This window comes from Rahnella sp. WP5 (assembly GCF_000745615.1).
GTDB classification, from domain to species: Bacteria; Pseudomonadota; Gammaproteobacteria; order Enterobacterales; family Enterobacteriaceae; genus Rahnella; species Rahnella aceris.
On record NZ_JQJR01000007.1, the window covers coordinates 258,634 to 275,913 of the forward strand.

The 17,280-nt window shown below is 55.6% G+C and carries 16 protein-coding genes, 1 tRNA gene and 1 other RNA gene; 12 read left to right on the top strand and 6 right to left on the bottom strand.

Annotated features, from left to right (window positions below):
* The first annotated feature begins 198 nt into the window (after positions 1 to 198).
* The 11 genes from EX31_RS05525 (at position 199) to EX31_RS05575 (ending at position 10,212) form a co-directional block, all read left to right on the top strand.
* A complete protein-coding gene (locus EX31_RS05525; RefSeq protein ID WP_037033813.1) occupies positions 199 to 1,638 on the top strand; it encodes a M20 family metallopeptidase in 1,440 nt (479 codons plus the stop codon).
* A 233-nt stretch (positions 1,639 to 1,871) separates the two neighbouring features.
* Positions 1,872 to 3,470, top strand: a complete 1,599-nt coding sequence (locus EX31_RS05530) for an ABC transporter substrate-binding protein (RefSeq protein WP_037033814.1) — start codon at positions 1,872 to 1,874, stop codon at positions 3,468 to 3,470.
* 29 nt (positions 3,471 to 3,499) lie between these two features.
* Positions 3,500 to 4,585 carry an ABC transporter permease gene (locus EX31_RS05535; RefSeq protein WP_037033815.1) on the top strand — a complete coding sequence of 362 codons (1,086 nt, stop codon included), beginning with the start codon at positions 3,500 to 3,502 and terminating at the stop codon, positions 4,583 to 4,585.
* On the top strand, positions 4,582 to 5,517 hold the full coding sequence (locus tag EX31_RS05540; protein ID WP_037033816.1) for an ABC transporter permease: 936 nt from the start codon (positions 4,582 to 4,584) through the stop codon (positions 5,515 to 5,517). Before EX31_RS05535 ends, EX31_RS05540 begins: the two co-directional genes overlap by 4 nt.
* A complete protein-coding gene (locus tag EX31_RS05545) occupies positions 5,510 to 6,376 on the top strand; it encodes an ABC transporter ATP-binding protein (protein WP_014411456.1) in 867 nt (288 codons plus the stop codon). The genes EX31_RS05540 and EX31_RS05545 overlap by 8 nt, the downstream gene beginning before the upstream one ends.
* Positions 6,376 to 7,158 (top strand): ABC transporter ATP-binding protein, encoded by a 783-nt coding sequence (locus EX31_RS05550; RefSeq protein ID WP_014411455.1) that lies wholly within the window; start codon positions 6,376 to 6,378, stop codon positions 7,156 to 7,158. The genes EX31_RS05545 and EX31_RS05550 overlap by 1 nt, the downstream gene beginning before the upstream one ends.
* Before the next feature lie 19 nt (positions 7,159 to 7,177).
* The gene (locus EX31_RS05555) at positions 7,178 to 8,557 is read left to right on the top strand and encodes an MmgE/PrpD family protein (RefSeq protein WP_037033817.1); all 1,380 of its coding nucleotides are present in this window, start codon (positions 7,178 to 7,180) and stop codon (positions 8,555 to 8,557) included.
* Between the two features lie 211 nt (positions 8,558 to 8,768).
* On the top strand, positions 8,769 to 9,005 hold the full coding sequence (locus tag EX31_RS05560; RefSeq protein WP_037033819.1) for a ParD-like family protein: 237 nt from the start codon (positions 8,769 to 8,771) through the stop codon (positions 9,003 to 9,005).
* The gene (locus EX31_RS05565; RefSeq protein WP_037033821.1) at positions 8,974 to 9,303 is read left to right on the top strand and encodes a type II toxin-antitoxin system RelE/ParE family toxin; all 330 of its coding nucleotides are present in this window, start codon (positions 8,974 to 8,976) and stop codon (positions 9,301 to 9,303) included. Before EX31_RS05560 ends, EX31_RS05565 begins: the two co-directional genes overlap by 32 nt.
* 81 nt (positions 9,304 to 9,384) lie before the next feature.
* Positions 9,385 to 9,729, top strand: coding sequence for a type II toxin-antitoxin system PrlF family antitoxin (locus EX31_RS05570; protein WP_013573435.1), 345 nt, complete (start codon positions 9,385 to 9,387; stop codon positions 9,727 to 9,729).
* 6 nt (positions 9,730 to 9,735) lie between these two features.
* Positions 9,736 to 10,212: a type II toxin-antitoxin system YhaV family toxin gene (locus EX31_RS05575; RefSeq protein WP_037033823.1), complete on the top strand. Its 477-nt coding sequence runs from the start codon at positions 9,736 to 9,738 to the stop codon at positions 10,210 to 10,212.
* Positions 10,213 to 10,314: 102 nt separating this feature from the next.
* Here EX31_RS05575 and EX31_RS25160 read toward each other — a convergent pair.
* The 6 genes from EX31_RS25160 to EX31_RS05600 form a co-directional block, all read right to left on the bottom strand.
* A non-coding RNA gene (locus EX31_RS25160) (RtT sRNA) lies at positions 10,315 to 10,444 on the bottom strand.
* Between the two features lie 33 nt (positions 10,445 to 10,477).
* Positions 10,478 to 10,554: transfer RNA gene (locus tag EX31_RS05580), tRNA-Pro, on the bottom strand.
* 100 nt (positions 10,555 to 10,654) lie between these two features.
* Positions 10,655 to 12,334, bottom strand: a complete 1,680-nt coding sequence (gene eptB, locus EX31_RS05585) for a kdo(2)-lipid A phosphoethanolamine 7''-transferase (RefSeq protein WP_037033825.1) — start codon at positions 12,332 to 12,334, stop codon at positions 10,655 to 10,657.
* 271 nt (positions 12,335 to 12,605) lie between these two features.
* Complete coding sequence (locus EX31_RS05590) at positions 12,606 to 13,028, bottom strand: organic hydroperoxide resistance protein (RefSeq protein ID WP_037033827.1); 423 nt, start codon at positions 13,026 to 13,028, stop codon at positions 12,606 to 12,608.
* 134 nt (positions 13,029 to 13,162) lie between these two features.
* Entirely contained in the window at positions 13,163 to 13,621 is a 459-nt protein-coding gene (locus EX31_RS05595) for a MarR family winged helix-turn-helix transcriptional regulator (protein ID WP_013573431.1), read from the bottom strand.
* Between the two features lie 70 nt (positions 13,622 to 13,691).
* Complete coding sequence (locus tag EX31_RS05600) at positions 13,692 to 15,137, bottom strand: alpha/beta hydrolase (RefSeq protein WP_037033828.1); 1,446 nt, start codon at positions 15,135 to 15,137, stop codon at positions 13,692 to 13,694.
* A gap of 284 nt (positions 15,138 to 15,421) precedes the next feature.
* On the opposite strand from EX31_RS05600, the gene atzF reads away from it, so the two are divergent.
* Complete coding sequence (gene atzF / locus EX31_RS05605) at positions 15,422 to 17,272, top strand: allophanate hydrolase (RefSeq protein ID WP_037033829.1); 1,851 nt, start codon at positions 15,422 to 15,424, stop codon at positions 17,270 to 17,272.
* Positions 17,273 to 17,280: the final 8 nt, after the last annotated feature.

The following is a 17,280-nucleotide window of genomic DNA, read 5'->3' on the forward strand; positions in this document are numbered from 1 at the left end:
CAACCTGTAATTTCTCCTTTCTATTCAGAGAGTCACGCTGACTATTCTGTTTTCGCATATCTCAAAATATCTATGCGGTTTTGGAATGGGTCAGCTGAAAGACTCATTGGATCTTTGCCTTTTCTGCACACATTCTGAACAGGTTCCTCCGACACACTGACCTCATAAAACCGTAGCCACTGGCACAAGGAGTCTCCGTTGAATAACGCATCTGCGCAGAATAAAGAAACCGTCTGGAGCCTGGTCGACGCCAAAAAAGCCCTGTTCACCGCCCTGAGCGATCGCGTCTGGGGTATGCCGGAAATTTGCTATACCGAATACCGTTCCGTTGCCGAACACACGGCGATGCTGAAAGAACAGGGTTTTCGCGTCACTGAAAATGTCGCCGACATTCCGACGGCCGTGATGGGCGAAGCCGGTGAAGGCGGCCCGATCATTGCGATTCTCGGCGAATACGATGCGCTGCCGGGGCTGAGTCAGGTGGCCGGGATTGCCCGTCCTGAGCCGCTGCCGGGCAACGGTCAGGGGCATGGCTGCGGGCACAATCTGCTGGGTTCTGCCGCCATGCTGGCAGCTACGGCGCTGAAAGACTGGCTGGCACAAACCGGCACGCCGGGGCGCGTGCGCTATTACGGCTGTCCGGCGGAAGAAGGTGGCGCCGCCAAATCCTTTATGGCGCGCGCCGGGGCGTTTGACGGCGTGGACGTCGCCATCACCTGGCACCCGAATGCCTTTACTGAAGTTGCCCGCGCCGAATCGCTGGCCAATACCCGCATGGATTTCGTCTTCCACGGCCGCTCCTCGCACGCCGCCGCCTCGCCGCATCTTGGACGCAGTGCGCTGGACGCCGTTGAACTGATGAACGTCGGCGTTAACTACCTGCGCGAACACGTACCGCAGGATTCCCGCATTCACTATGCGATGCTCGATTCCGGCGGCATCGCGCCGAACGTGGTGCAGGCGCGTGCCGCCGTGCGTTATGCCATCCGTTCACGCGACGTACATGCCATGTTTGAACTCAACGAGCGCGTGAAAAAAGTCGCACAGGGCGCGGCGCTGATGACCGAAACCACCGTCGATATCAGCATCATGAGCGCCGTGGCCAACCTGCTGGGCAACCGCCCGCTGGAAGAAGCCATGCAGCGTAACTTCGAACTGCTCGGCCCGCTGGAATTCGACGCGGCTGACAAGGCCTTTGCCGCTGAAATTCAGGCCACGCTCAGCCCGCAGGATTTGCAAAGCGCCTACCGCCGCATCGGCCTCAAAAAACCGCAGGACGCCTCACCGTTATGCGAATTCATTGTCCCGCTGGAAACCTCCGGCGAACTGATGCTGGGTTCAACGGACGTCGGTGATATCAGCTGGAAAATGCCGACCGTGCAGGCGCATGTCCCGACTTACGCCATCGGGACACCGGGTCACTCGTGGCAGCTCACTGCGCAGGGGAAAATGCCTGCCGCACATAAAGGGCTGGCTTACGTCGCCAAAATCATGGCCGCCACCGCCATCGACACCCTGACCGACAGCGCACTGATGGCAGCCGCCAAACAGGCGCATCAGGAACTGACCGCTGAAACCCCTTATGTGTGCCCGATCCCGCCGGAAGTCAAACCGCCGGTTCAGCCACGTCCTGAATAAAAGTTTGAAGCACTCTCTCTGATGACAGGGAGTGGGTCTGCTCCTCCCCCTGCGAAGGGGGAGGCCGGGAGGGGGTTTAGCAGGCAACTCCGGCGACGCCATTAATACCCCACCCCAACCCTCCCCTTCGCAGGGGAGGGAGTTGACCGAATACGCCTTCTCTTTCTGCGAAAGGGGCTGACAGAGATTCACTATTTTACGCTCGTTTTTTTTTAATCAAAGGAACCCGATTTATGCTCAACACCAGAACAAAAATCCTCGCCACAATGATTGGTCTCACATGGGGAAGTACGGCTGCACAGGCCGCGACGCCTGCGGATTCGCTGGTGATGGCATGGAATATTGACGCAATCAGCACCTTTGACCCGGCGCAGATCGGCGAAGTGGTCACTAATGAAATCATCAAAAACACCTGCGACACGCTGGTGGATTTCGATCCGAAAGACGAATCCCACGTTATTCCGCGCCTGGCAAAAAGCTGGGATATCTCGCCGGATCGCAAACAAATCACCTTCCATCTCAATACCGGCATGACGTTCCCGTCCGGCAATAAAGCCACGGCGAAAGACGTCGCCTGGTCGTTGCAGCGCGTGGTGCTGCTCGGTTTCGGCAATTCCGCCACCCTGACTGAATATGGCTTTACCAAAGATAACGTCAAAGAACGCATTACCGCGCCCGACGACAACACGCTGGTGATGAAATTCGACCAGCCGTACCCGACCAATCTGGTCTTACAGGCTATCGCCGCCAATAACGTGTCGACCACGCTGGATCAGGCGCTGGTGGAGAAAAATGCCGTTGGCGACGACATGGGCAACAAATACCTGACCACGCACACCGCCTGCGTCGGTGCCTATCAGCTGATGCGCTGGAATGCCGGTGAAGGCGTGGTGTTGCAGGCGAATAAAGATTACTGGGGCGAGAAACCGAAACTGCAACGCATCCTGATCCGCCACGTTGCGGAAACCGGTACGCAGCGCCTGTTGCTGACGCAGGGTGATGTGGATATCGCCCGTGACCTGGCGCCGGACGATTTACGTGATCTGGACAAAGGCGGTCAGGTGAAGGTGGAGAAAGTCCTCAAGCCGCAATTGTTCTTCTGGACCTTTAACAGTGAAGACCCGATTTTCAAAAACCCGAAAGTGCGCCTCGCGATGCGTTATCTGATTGATTATCAGGGGCTGGCTTCCACCGTGATGCCGTATCTCGGTGTGCCGCGCGCCAGTTTCGCCCAGCTCGGCGCCTTTGGTGCGCTGGATAAAGATGCCGGACAGCCGTTCAAACTGGATCTGGCGAAAGCCAAACAGTTGCTGACCGAAGCCGGTTATCCCGACGGATTCTCCGCCAAACTGATCATCGGCACCCTGCCGCACTCGGCGCCTATCGCCCAGAGCACGCAGGAAAATGCCTCGAAAATCGGCGTAAAACTCTCCATCGAAAGCATGGCCAATGCCCAGTTATTCAGCCGCGTGCGCGGGCGTGAATTCCAGAGCGCCATGATGGCATGGCAGACCTCGGTGCCGGATGCGCACGGTAACGCCTCGCGTCTGGTCTACAACCCGGACAACAGCAAAGAAGCCAAGAAAACCCAGTATCCGAGCTGGCGTGCTTCGTATTTCGATCCGGCGATGAATAAAAAAGTCACCGAAGCGCTGCTCGAACCGGATGAGCAAAAACGTATTGCCCTCTATCACACCTTGCAGGAAGAGCAGATGCAGCAAGGCCCGATGGCGATCATGTTCCAGATGTACAACACCGCCGGGCTGACCAGACAGGTCAAAGACTGGACGTGGAACGGCTTCCGCGTTTATTACGCACTGGCATCCAAATAAGCCTTCCATAAAAAACCAAGGAGCGCCCGATGTCGCACCTCGATCCGACCACAGCAGGCATAGCGCATGCTGAACCTCTCTGGCTGCGGCTGCGCGAAAGCGCCGCCCGGCTGAGTAAATTGCTGGTTTCCGTGTTCTGCACGTTACTGGGGCTGGCGGCGCTGACCTTTTTTATCGGGCGCTTGCTGCCGATTGACCCGGTGGTATCAGTGCTCGGCGATAACGCCAGTCAGGAAGCCTATCAGAAGATGTATCACCTGCTCGGGCTGGACAAACCGCTGTGGGAACAGTTTCTGATCTACCTGAAAAACGTCGCGATGCTGGATTTCGGTAACGCACTGACCACCGGCAATCCGGTCACCACTGACATTGCCCGCGTGTTTCCGGCCACGCTGGAACTGGCGACGCTGGCGGCACTGATCGCCACCTGTCTGGGCATTCCGGCAGGTGTGTTATCGGCGATGTACCGCAATACCTGGTTTGATCACTGCATCCGCTTTATCGGCCTGCTCGGCCATTCCGCGCCGAATTTCTGGCTGGGGCTGATGGGGCTGGTATTGTTTTACGCCGGACTCGGCTGGATCGGCGGGCCGGGGCGTATCGACTTTATGTATGAATTCGACGTGCAGAAAGTCACCGGATTTTATCTCATCGACACCGCGCTGACCGGAAACTGGGAGGCATTTCGCAACGTGTTCAGCCACCTGATTTTACCGGCATCGATTCTTGGCCTCAGCGGGCTGTCGTACATCAGCCGCATGACCCGCAGCTTTATGATTGAACAACTCGGACAGGAATATGTGATCACCGCCCGGGTGAAAGGGTTGTCATGGGCACGCAGTGTGTGGATCCACGCCTTTCGTAATGTGGCAGTGCAGGTGGTGACGGTCGTCGCGCTGTCTTACGCCTTTTTACTCGAAGGCGCGGTGCTGACCGAAACGGTATTCGCCTGGCCGGGTTTTGGCCGCTATCTCACCAACGCCATGCTGGCGGGCGACATGAACGCCGTGGTGGGTTGCTCGTTACTGATCGGCGTGATTTTTGTGGCGCTGAACCTTATCTGCGACCTGCTTTACCGCATCTTTGATCCGCGAACCCGTCAGGAGCAATCATGACCGACTCCGCTAAACCTCATCTCACTTCGCGCCCGGCGTTTTCCCTGCGGGCATGGCTCGACGCGCCGGTTCCGGCCACACCGTGGCAGGCGCGTGTGCAGCAAAGCCTGAATCAGTGGCGGCGCTTTCGCCGTAATACTTCGGCGCTGTTCGGGCTGATCGTCATCCTGTTTATCGTCACAGTGGCGATTTTCGCGCCGTGGCTGGCGACACACGATATTTACGCGCAAAACCTGCAACTGCGTCTGGCGCCGGTGAGCCGCGAATACTGGCTGGGGACCGACGAACTCGGGCGCGATATTTACAGCCGCCTGATTTATGGCGCGCGTATCACGCTCTACATCACCGGCCTGACGGCGCTGATTGTCGGTCCGCTCGGATTACTGGTCGGCACGCTGGCGGGCACCGTTGGCGGCTGGACGGACACCATTCTGATGCGCATCGTCGATATCTTTCTGGCGTTCCCGAGTCTGATTCTGGCGCTGGGATTTGTCGCCGCACTCGGCCCGGGTATCGAGAATGCGATTATCGCGATTTCACTTTCCGCCTGGCCGCCGATTGCCCGTCTGGCACGCGCCGAAGCCTTGTCTATCCGCAAAATGGATTACGTCGCCGCCGTGCGTTTGCAGGGCGCGTCGCAGATGCGCATCATCCTGCGCCACATCATTCCGATGTGTCTGCCTTCGGTGGTGGTGCGCCTGACGCTGAATATGGCGGGGATTATCCTGACCGCCTCCGGCCTCGGATTTCTCGGCCTCGGGGCACAGGCACCCAGTCCGGAATGGGGCGCGATGCTCTCTTCCGGCCGCCAGTTCATGATGACTCACTGGACGATTGCCGCCATTCCCGGCCTGTCGATTCTTTTCACCAGCCTGGCGTTCAACCTGTTCGGTGACGGCCTGCGCGACGTACTGGATCTGCGCCATGACTGAAACATTGCTTGATGTGCAAAACCTGAACATTACGTTCAAAGGCCACCGGCAGGAAAACCACGCGGTGCGCGGTATCTCCTTCTCGGTTGGCCGTGAAAAAGTGGCGATTGTCGGCGAATCCGGTTCCGGTAAATCGCTCACCGGCCGTTCACTGCTGAAACTGACGCCGCAGGGTGCCAGCGTCAGCGCCGACCGCATGCAGTTTGGCGATATCGACCTGCTCAGTACCGGCGAGCGCCAGATGCGCAAAATCCGCGGCAAACGGATTTCCATGATTATGCAGGACCCGAAATTCTCGCTGAATCCGCTGATGCGCGTCGGTCATCAGATTAATGAGGCATACCGCATTCACTTTCATGTCAGTGAAAAAGAAGCCCGCGTGAAAGCACTGGCGATGCTGGAAGCGGTGAATATCCGTGACCCGGAGCGGGTGTTTGACCTGTATCCGCACGAGATTTCCGGCGGCATGGGGCAGCGCATCATGATCGCCATGATGCTGATCCCTGAACCCGATTTGATTATCGCCGACGAACCCACGTCGGCGCTGGACGTCACGGTGCGTCAGCAGGTGCTGAGCGTACTGGACGCGTTGCTGGCACGGCGCAAAACCGGCCTGCTGTTTATTACCCACGATCTCGGGCTGGTGTCGAGTTTCTGCGACCGCGCACTGGTGATGTACGCCGGACGTATTCTCGAAGAAATTTCGGCAGATCAACTGCATAACGCCAGACATCCTTACACCCGCGCCCTGCTCGCCAGTCAGCCGGATTTACAGCATCCGGTGGACATGCTCGCTATTCCTGCACGCGACCCGGCGTGGCTGACCGGCCCGGTATACCGCTACGGAGAAGCCTGCTGATGACCACTTTCATGAATCCCACGCCGCCGCTGACCGCTGACCGGATGCTCGAAACCGTCGATCTGAGCATCGCTTTCGGCAAAGGCACTCACAGCAAAACCGTGGTCGATAGCGTCACAATGCACATCGCCAGAGGTGAAAGTTACGGGCTGATTGGCGAGTCAGGCTGCGGAAAATCGACCATTCTGCGCACGCTGACCGGCCAGAACACCCGTTACAGCGGCGCGATTTTGTATCAGAACCGCGAACAACATCCGGTGCGCAATAAAGACTATTACCGGCAGGTACAAATGGTGTTTCAGGATCCGTATGCCTCGCTGCATCCGCGCAAAATGGTCTACCACACGCTGCTGGAACCGCTGGTGATCCACGGCATGGACCGGCGGGAAGCACGCATCAGCGACGTGCTGAATGCGCTTGGCCTGAGCGATGCCTTTCGTTACCGCTATCCGCATCAGCTTTCCGGCGGCCAGCGTCAGCGCGTGGCGCTGGCACGGGCGCTGATCATCGAACCGCAGGTATTGCTGCTCGACGAACCGACTTCGGCGCTGGACGTGTCAGTGCAGGCGGAAATCCTCAATCTGCTGAAAAAACTGCGCCGTGAACGCAACCTGACTTACCTGATGGTGACGCATGATCTGGCGGTGGTCGCGCACCTGTGCGACCGCGTCGCCATCATGCATCAGGGAAAACTGCTGGAAGAACTGACCGCCGCCGAAATCCGCAGCGGCGCGGCCCGCGAGCCGTATACCCAACAATTTCTTGCTGCCAGCCGCCACTGAAGCCGTTGAAGGAAACATCATGAATGTGATTGAAGCCATTGCCCGCTGGTGTTGCAGCCAGCCTGATTTCAGCACCACCGCGCGCCGCAAAGCCCGGGAAGCGATCACCGATACGCTGGCCTGCATGTACGCCGGACAGGATGATTTCTCCAGTCGTGCCGTGCGTGCCGCCAGCGAAAGCTATTTTACCCCGCAAGCCCGTTGCCGTTTAGCCGGTGGCGGACGCGCACCTGCGGCCATCGCCGCGATGGTCAACGGCACGGCCGCGCACGCCATCGATTATGACGACAACTTCGCGCCGGGCATGAGCCATGCGTCTGCGGTGCTGGTTCCGGCGCTGCTGGCGGTCGCTGATGATATCCGCGCCAGCGGCGAACAACTGGTGAAAGCCTATCTGATCGGTTTGCAGGCGCAGGCGTTTGTCGGTTCCGGCGTCTCGCCATCACATTACACCGCAGGCTGGCACGGCACCTCGACCGTCGGCTGCATCGGCAGTGCGGCAGGTGTCGCCTGGCTGATGGGATTAGATCAGGCAGGTATCGCCAGAGCGTTAAGCAATGCCGTCAGTTTTGCCTCCGGCACCAAAGGTCAGTTCGGCACGCCGATCAAACCGCTGCACGCAGGATGGGCTGCCCGTAATGCAGTTGACGCGGCGAATTTTGCCCGACAACACATGCAGGGACGCATTGATATTCTGGACGCGCCGCAGGGCTTTCTGGAAATGTTTGGCGGCCTGACGCCGCCGGGCTGGAATATTCCGGCTATTTTGGGCACCCATCTTCACGTCATAGAAACCACCGGCGTGATGCCCAAACGTCACCCGTGCTGCGGCTCGACGCACATGATTATCGACGCCCTGGACGACCTGCGTGCGCAGCATGATTTCAGTGATGATGACGTGCTGACCGTTGATACGCTGGTTGGCATCGCCAATCTGCGCAATCTGGCGTATCCGCTGCCGGTCAATGAAATGCAGGCGCGCTTTTCGATGCAATACTGCGTCGATACCTGGCTGCGCAACGGCTCGCTGAGCGTCGCTGATTTCACGCCAGCGCGGGTCGCAGAACTCACTGAACCGGCACGTCTGGCGCGCATATCCCTGCGCTGCTATACGCCGGAACAGGAAGCAGAAACACCGCCGGGCGATCGCCTGGCACATGAAGTGACACTTACCCTGCGCGATGGCCGCACGTTACAGGCAGGCCGCAAACTGGCGAAAGGCAGCAACAGCGAGCCGTTCAGTGACGCCGACAGACTGCGAAAATTCACTGATTGTTGCACCACGATGAGCAATGCCAGCGACCTTTTTCGTCAGCTCAACCGGCTTGAGGAGCAGGAGGATTTAGGTTTTTTAGCCCCGTTGTTGGGTGAATCTTTGCGGGACGGTGCGCAGGGTTGAGTGCAAGAAAAATGGCGTGCCGGACATTTTTACGTGATGCCTCGCAGGAATGAAAAACCCGCGAAAATGCCCCTTTCTTACGTATGTGACAACGCCTATTCTCGCGGCTCAGGGAAGAAAAAACGGAATGGTTGTCCGCGACAATTTGTTGCATTACGCAATTTTATGGCGCACCCTGCTATCGGGTATAGAAAACGACCAGAGGTAAACCATGGCAACCAGTATTCGCTTAGATGATGATTTTGTGAATGATGTAAAAATACATGCGGAAGCCTCCCACCGGAGCATTCCCAAGCAGATCGAACACTGGGCAAAAATCGGCAGGATCGCCGAGGATAACCCTGATCTGACGTACCGGTTTATTGTGGAAACGTTATTGGCCAAAAGCGAGACAGATAACAACAAGGTAACGCGCTATGTCAGAAGGACTGAGCGGTCAAAGGATTGATACATTTGAATCTCATCGCTTTACCAAAGCTTTTGGACGATTGCCTTTATCACAGCAAATTATCGTCGAAGATGAAATTGAACGCATACAGGATGACCCGCGGCTCGGGGAACTTAAGAAAGGCGATCTCAGTTACCTGAGGGTGCATAAATTTCCGCTGGAAAAGCAGCAAGCTTTGCTGGGTTATTGCTGGCGTGAAGAGAAAATTGAACTGTATCTTCTGAGCCTGGATTCGCATGAGAATTTCTATCAGGATCATAAAAATCACCGCAAAGGCGATTTGAAGATGATGAAGTAAAAAGCAATGCATTTGCATTGGCAATGCAAATGCATTACGCTGACAAAATTGCTCAAATAAGCATCATTATGGAGTCTCATTATGTCAGCCTCGGCACTATGGGGAATAAAATTCGAAGCCGAATCCAAAGTCACCCGCCGCTTCCAGACCACCATTCCGGCCACTATCCGTAAGGCATTAAATCTCACCGAAAATGATCGGATCCAGTACAAGATTTTGCCAGACGGACAGGTGGTTATTTCGAGGCAACTCGAAGAAGCGGAAGACCCTGTTATCAGTGCCTTTCTCGGTTTTGTGGCAAAAGATATGCTCAATAACCCGGAAAATATGCAGCCGGTAACATTATCCCTGCATGAAAAAATCAATGTACTGACCGCCGGGATGGCTATCGATCTTGAGAGCCCGCTTTCTGACGATGACGAGTAAAGGATTATGCACAATCAGGCCATGGAGATTAACGGATGGACCCTTCTCGCTCATCCTCTGATCCTGCAACAAATACAGGCACTCACTGATCAGGTTGTTTTACTGCGCCGCAAAGATCCGGCGGGCTATAAAAGTAAGAACGCCACCAAACGGCTGGCTGCGATCAATAAGCTGATGTTTGACGTTATCCCGCAGGATCCGGCGCGTGTTGAATTCCGTCAGGGCGATACGTTAGGTGGGGAATTCTCACACTGGTTCAGGGCAAAATTCTTCCAGCAGTACCGTTTGTTTTTCCGCTACAACCTGAAAAGCCGGATCATTATTTACGCCTGGGTGAATGATGATAAAGAATTACGCGCCTACGAAAGCAAAACAGACGCATACCGGATGTTTCGCAAGATGTTGAAAAGCGGTGAACCGCCAGACAACTGGCAGGCACTTTGCGAGGCGTCAGGGAAGGTAGCGGCGGAAGAATTCCCTTAGTCTCCCTCATACACGCCACAAAGCAAAAAGCCCGCAACCAGAAGGCCACGGGCTTTTTATAGACGAAAAAAAACCTGCTTTAAAAAGCAGGTTTTTCAAATGTGGTCGGCGAGAGAGGATGACACGCATCTTCGATGCTTGCCCTGCGGGCCGTTGCTAAAGCAACGTGGTCTCGCTTCGCTCGGCTCAAACCTCCTTCGGAGGTTCTCATCCTCTTTTACTACAGACGAAAAAAAACCTGCTTTAAAAGCAGGTTTTTCAAATGTGGTCGGCGAGAGAGGATTCGAACCTCCGACCCACTGGTCCCAAACCAGTTGCGCTACCAAGCTGCGCTACTCGCCGAATGGGGCGCATCTTACTGCGACCCCCTCAGAGCGTCAACGGCTTTTTATAACATCCGAACTGACTGCCCATAAATTATCCGATACGTCGCCAAAATAACCTACAGCTTCTGTTCTGTCTGCGGTTTTGCACACCAGTTATTCGCCGGATTAATACCACCGTCCGGCGACGTATAACCCAGACAGCCTAAAATCGAGTCGAATAACTCAACGTGACGTTTCTTCGCACCGACCCGCTGCTGCGCCTGCAACTGCTCAAACGCCAGCTTGTGGTCCGGTTGTTCGAGGAAACTGTCAGAAGCCCACACCATCATCGGCACGCGGAACTGCTCCGGTGGTGCCATCTCGCGCGGCGTACCGTGCAGATGCGAGTTCTCATCGATAGATTCGCCGTGATCGGAAGCGTAAAACACCAGCGCTTTCTTATCACGCAACTGATCAATCACGCTGTCAATAAAGGTGTCGGTGTACAACACGCTGTTATCGAAGGCATTAATCAGTTCCGCTTTGGTGCAGGTGTTGCTCTTACATTCCGGGGTATAGCGGGCGTAACTGCGCGGATAACGCTGGGAATACAGATAGTGCGAGCCTTTGGTATGCAGGATCACCAGATGCTTACCTTTCGGATGATTCTTCAGCGACTCCTGTAACTCATTGACCAGCAACATGTCATCAACAGGTTTGCCATCGTTACGTTTTTCCGAGGCGATAATTTCGCGGAAAGAGAAGTTATTGGTGTCAGCATTATTGTAGAACCACAGCTCGCTTTGCATCGCGAACAGCTCTGAGGTGAAGCCCAGTGATTTCATCACCGCAAAAATATTCTGTTCTTTCAGCGTACGCTGCGGATTATCCGCCGTACCGCCTTCACGCACGAACATACAACGCAGTGACAACTTGGTGGCCGTATCGCAGGATGTCCCGCGAAACGCCACCAGGTTCTTCTCTTTGGACAGGCGCGGCGTGGTATCCCGCTCGTAGCCCAAAATCCCCATATGATCCCAGCGGGTGGTTTCACCGATGATAAACACCACGTAGGTATCGTCGATGTCAGCAGGTGCAACGTAAGTGAAGTTCTTCGCCGGATCAAAGTAATTACCGGCATCCTGACTTTCATCCACCTGCGTATAGGCATACAAACCCAGTGCAGCCAGCCAGTTAGACGGCAGATAGGAGTGCGCGACAACACCGCCGTAGCTTGGTAAATCGACGTTAGTTTTCTTCTCATTCACACTCTGCGCGTGATCCAGAGAACGCAGCGGCAACCACACCAGCAATGCCGCCGCCAGCAGCACCGCTAAAGGCAGCACACGCTGCCCCGGCGTTTTCATTTGTTCGATCAACGTCAGACGCAGATTATTTTTCCAGATGAGGAACAGCGGTACCGCGCTGACCAGCGCCATCCAGATAAACAGATGATAACCAATGATCTCTTTGCTCAGATCGATATCGGTGGTCATCACCGACACCACGATGCCGTAGCCGATCACCACGTTGAACATCACCATGTAATAACTGGCGGCAACGGAAATCAGCACCAGCAAACTGGCGATAATGCGGAAGAACAGCCGCCCGCCCAGCGAGAGCAAGCGCAGAACAAAGAAGGTAAATAAGACGATGGCACAGACTTCGGTGACGGCCTGAACCAGTTCAGCCGACGTGAAATGATTGACCAATGCAGCAAAGCGGCGCTGGAACACAGAGACATTCAGAAAAATGCCAATGTAAATCGCTAACAATAAAGAGATATTTTGCTGCGATAGAGTCTTCACTCTATTCATGAAAAGTGACTTTCCTAACGTATTTTGAAAGATTTGGAATCATTGTGACATGTTTATGGCGGACTGGTTCACAGATTATGCTGAGAATGCGGTTTTATGCAGCTTTCTGGATTATTCCGCATGCGCAGCGACGTCGTATTTTCTTTCCGAATATTTTCTGTTGGTCTGTGGATAGGCGCTGGTAATGCAAAAAGGAGGCCGAAGCCTCCTGAGATTTTTTGCTTTTATACATCACAACATTCCCCTGGTGAAGGCGTTGTGTATCAGAACATTATTTAACGTTCAGCGTGACGTCGATATTGCCACGGGTCGCGTTGGAGTACGGGCAAACCTGATGCGCTTTCGCCACCAGCACTTCGGCTTCGCTGCGCTCAAAGCCCGGCAGGGTAATATCCAGCTGTACTTCGATGCCATAGCCGCCCGGGATAGCACCAATGCCTACCACACCTTCGATTTTAGCGTCAGCAGGGATCTTAATTTTTTCCTGCGCGGCCACGGCTTTCAGTGCGCCGAGGAAACACGCGGAATAACCGGCGGCAAACAGTTGCTCAGGGTTGGTACCGCCACCCATGCCGCCCATCTCTTTTGGTACGCCCAGTTTGACGTCAAGAACGCCGTCATCGGAAGTCGCACGGCCATCACGGCCACCGGTAGCGGATGCATGAGCACGATACACAACTTTTTCAATAGACATATTTCGTTCCTTATCTGTGATAAATACTTATTAGTTTCAAACGATTTAATCGCACACTACTTAATTAACTTTACCTGACGACCCGCAGAAGCACCTTCGGACTCGTCTGGTTAACACTCTTAAGACAATCAGCGCTACGCTTTATCCTGAAGTTTAGCCCGTAATACTTCGAGCTGCTGTTTCAGCGCCACGAGTTCGCCGATATCACATTCCGTCGCACACACAATGGCTTCGGGAATGTCCTGTGCTTTTTCACGTAGTGCCTTACCCGCATCAGTCAGGGAAATAATCACCTGGCGTTCATCTGCTTTGGCGCGCTGACGCACCAGTAAACCTGCCGCTTCAAGGCGCTTTAACAGCGGCGTTAAGGTCGCCGAATCCAGAAACAGTTTTTCGCCGATTTCAGACACCGTGACTTCATCACGTTGCCACAGCACCAGCATCACCAGATATTGCGGATAAGTGAGCCCGAGTTCCCCGAGTAACTTACGGTAAACTTTATGCAGTGCCAGATTCGCAGAGTAAAGCGCGAAACACATCTGTTGATCCAGATGCAGCATGCGGTGTTGTGTTGGGTCGCTGTCTGTTTTCATGTTCATGCCGCCAATATATATAGTGCGCGATATTATCGCAAGCTATTTCCGTGAATTTAATCAGCAGAAATCAGAAACCTTCAATTCGCTGCAACATATACGGATAAAACGGATTGGATGAAACCCGCATCAGTTGATCCATGCTCACCACCAGCGCGCCATTTTCTCCACGGGCAGCCAGTGTTCCCAGCCGGATGCCAAACTGCGCCGGACCTTGCGGATTGCGCCCGTACAGCGAATCGTCCGTCGGAAAAGGCAGCGAAACATGCGACAGCGAATAGAATTCCGACGGATAATTCAGGCCGAGTGGCGTAACTGACGTGCTGTTTTGCCCCGCCGCAGTGGTTTTCGCGACAGCGGCGGCATCGTCCGGCGAGGCATTGGTGATAACCGTCGTCTGATAAGCGCGCGGGGGCGCAGGCAACAGGCGCTCTGCTGCTGTTTCAGAGGAAGGACGCAGCAGCGGGCCGACATAGGCACTGCGGTTGATATCAAACAGAACCAGCTGGCTGCCATTGGCGGGAAGCTGATTAAACAACGCCGTCACCACGGCACGGGAACTGACGGTGGAGTCAACAACCGACTGAAACGCCAGCAGCGGTGGCAACTGCGCCAGCTTGCCGGATTGCGCATCCTTGCTGATCTGCTGCTGCAAAACATGGGTGAGCAGATAGGACTGACGGGCGGCTTTCACCGGAAAAGAATTGTATTTAAACGGATTAAATTCCGGCATCAGGTTCAGCCAGGCGGTTTTGGCAAAGGCCGGGAAAATAGCCGGCCAGCCCGCATATCCGGCAAAGCGCGCAAAACTGGTCACGCCAATCATCGGGGAAATCAGCACCACACGCGAAGGTTTCGCCAGCGCAGGGTCATCAAGGGAATCCAGCGTGTATTTCATCGCCAGCGCCCCGCCGTTGGAGAAACCCACCAGTTGCAGCGGTACATCTGTCCCGGCTGCGCGACGCGCTTCACGTACCGCCAGCCGCGTTGCCGCCAGCCACTGTTCCCAGTCCACCCGCGTCAGGCCGCCGGGCACGGTGCCATGACCGGGCAGGCGGATACCGACAACCACAAATCCGCGGCGACGAAAATCCTGCGCAATATGCCGCAGGCTGTAAGGGGAATCGGTCAGACCGTGTAACAGCACCACTGCACCGGCTGGCTTACCGTCGGGCATCAGCTCATAAGAGCGGTTCCAGTCCTGTGCAAAATGCTCGGGATAAATCGGGCTGCGATCGTAATAGCGGTTAAGCGGAATACGATCTTCTCTGTCGAGTTTGTCCGTCACCTGCTGCTTCACTTCAACAAACGCCTGCTGCTCCGCGCGCAGATACGCCTGCCAGTCGCTCTTATCCAGTTGCTCCGTACTCAGTTCGTCCGGCACCAGTTTGTGCCACGGTTCAAGCGGCGGCCCTTGTAAGGCGTCATAAGTACGCACAGCCAAAAGCGTGATAATCACCAGAACCAGCGCCAGTAACAGCTTTTTCAGGCGTTCAGAGAGATGACGAAGTTGCATTAAATAGGGGTTTCCTAAAAACAGTTTTGCAGAAAGACAGCCTCTTAAAGATATGTCCTTCCTGAGCATTATTGCGAAAATAATAATGCAATTACCTTGAACGGTGGCTGCACAAAGCGCAAATTTTCGCCCCATTTTTGTTCAGTTGCATTCCGTCCGTGGTGCAACAAATATACAGACCGGTCATACAACGAAACATAAACCCAACAATATCAATAGATAATGATGTGGCACAGGCTTTGCTTAGATGAATTCAATCTTGTATACCAGATGGGATTCACAATATGGCTTCAGCTTCAGAAACAGTCGCATCACCTTTTCGCGGTTTTACCCTGCGGGAATGGCAGCAGCATTACCGCAGTGCGCCCGACAGCCTGCGCACTACGCTTTCCCTGGTGTTGGGGAGCCTGAGTGACACAGACAATGCCTGGATTTATCTCGCCACGGCAGAACAGCTTGAAGCACAAATCACCCGTCTTGAAACCCTGCGCGATCAGGCTGAAGGCTCCCTGAGCGCCCTGCCGCTGTTTGGCGTGCCGTTCGCCGTTAAAGACAATATGGATATCGCTGGCTGGCCGACCACGGCGGCCTGCCCTGCGTTTGCTTATACCGCAGAAGCGGATGCCACCGTCATCGCCAATCTGAAAGCCAAGGGCGCGGTGGTGATCGGTAAAACTAATCTCGATCAGTTCGCCACCGGCCTGGTCGGCACCCGCTCGCCGTACGGCGCGGTGCGCAATACGTTCAATCCTGATTACGTCAGTGGCGGCTCAAGCTCGGGTTCGGCTTCCGTTCTGGCCCGCGGTCTGGTGGCGTTTTCGCTGGGCACCGACACCGCCGGTTCCGGTCGCGTTCCGGCGGGCTTTAACAATGTTGTCGGGCTGAAACCGACCAAAGGCTGGCTGTCGAATACCGGTGTGGTTCCGGCCTGTCGCCTCAACGATGCCGTCTCGATTTTCGCCCTGACCGTCGCCGATGCCCAAACCGTGGCCCATGCCGCAGGCGGATATGACGCCGCCGATGCCTATTCGCGTAAAAACCCGCATACCGCGCCGGTGGCTTTTTCCGCACAACCGCGCATCGCCATACCTGACCGTCTGGAATTTTTTGGGGACGATCTGGCACAGGCCGCTTTCAGTGAGGCGCTGGATCGCCTGCGCCACCATGGCGTCACGCTGGAAACGATTGATTTCACGCCGTTCCGCGAACTGGCTGAGCAGTTGTATTACGGCGCGTGGGTGGCGGAACGCACCGTGGCGGTCGGCGAAATTTTTGAAGAAAGCCCGGAAGCGATGGATCCGGTCGTACGCGGGATTGTCGCCAATGGCCTGAACTACACCGCCTGCGATGCCTGGCGCGCCGAATATTTACGGGCGGAGCTGGCACGCAAAATTAATCTGGCACTGGAAGGGTTTGACGCGCTGGTAGTGCCGACGTCGCCGACCATCCGCACCCAGGAAGAGCTGGTTCGGGAACCGGTGCTCTACAACTCGCAGTTCGGCATTTACACCAACTTCACTAATCTGGCGGATTTGTCGGCGCTGGCGCTGCCTTGCAGCCTGCGCGCCGACGGCCTGCCCGCCGGGATCACGCTGATCGCTCCGGCCTGGCATGACGACGCACTGGCCAGTTTTGGCCGTCAGTGGCAGCGCAGCCTGAGCCTGCCGCTTGGCGCGACCGGGCTTACGATGAAACCTGAAGAATTCATGACATCCGCGCCGGTCAGTGCCGCCAGCGTGCGCGTTGCCGTGGTCGGCGCTCATCTGACCGGCATGCCGCTGAATTTCCAGCTCACCAGCCGCCACGCGGTACGCGTCGAACAAACCACCACTGCTGCCACCTACAAACTCTTCGCCCTCGCCAACACTAAACCGCCGAAGCCGGGGCTGGTGCGGACTGAGAGCGGCAGCGCAATTATCGTCGAATTGTGGGATATCCCGCTGGCGCGCTTTGGGGAATTCGTCGCTGAAATCCCGGCACCGCTGGGGATCGGTTCTCTCGAACTGGCCGATGGCCGCATCGTGAAAGGCTTTATCTGTGAGCCATGGGCGACTGGCGGAGCCACGGATATCACCGCGTTTGGCGGCTGGAGAAGTTACATCCAGAGTCTGAATTCATCACCGGTAAAAAGCTGAGGAACGCA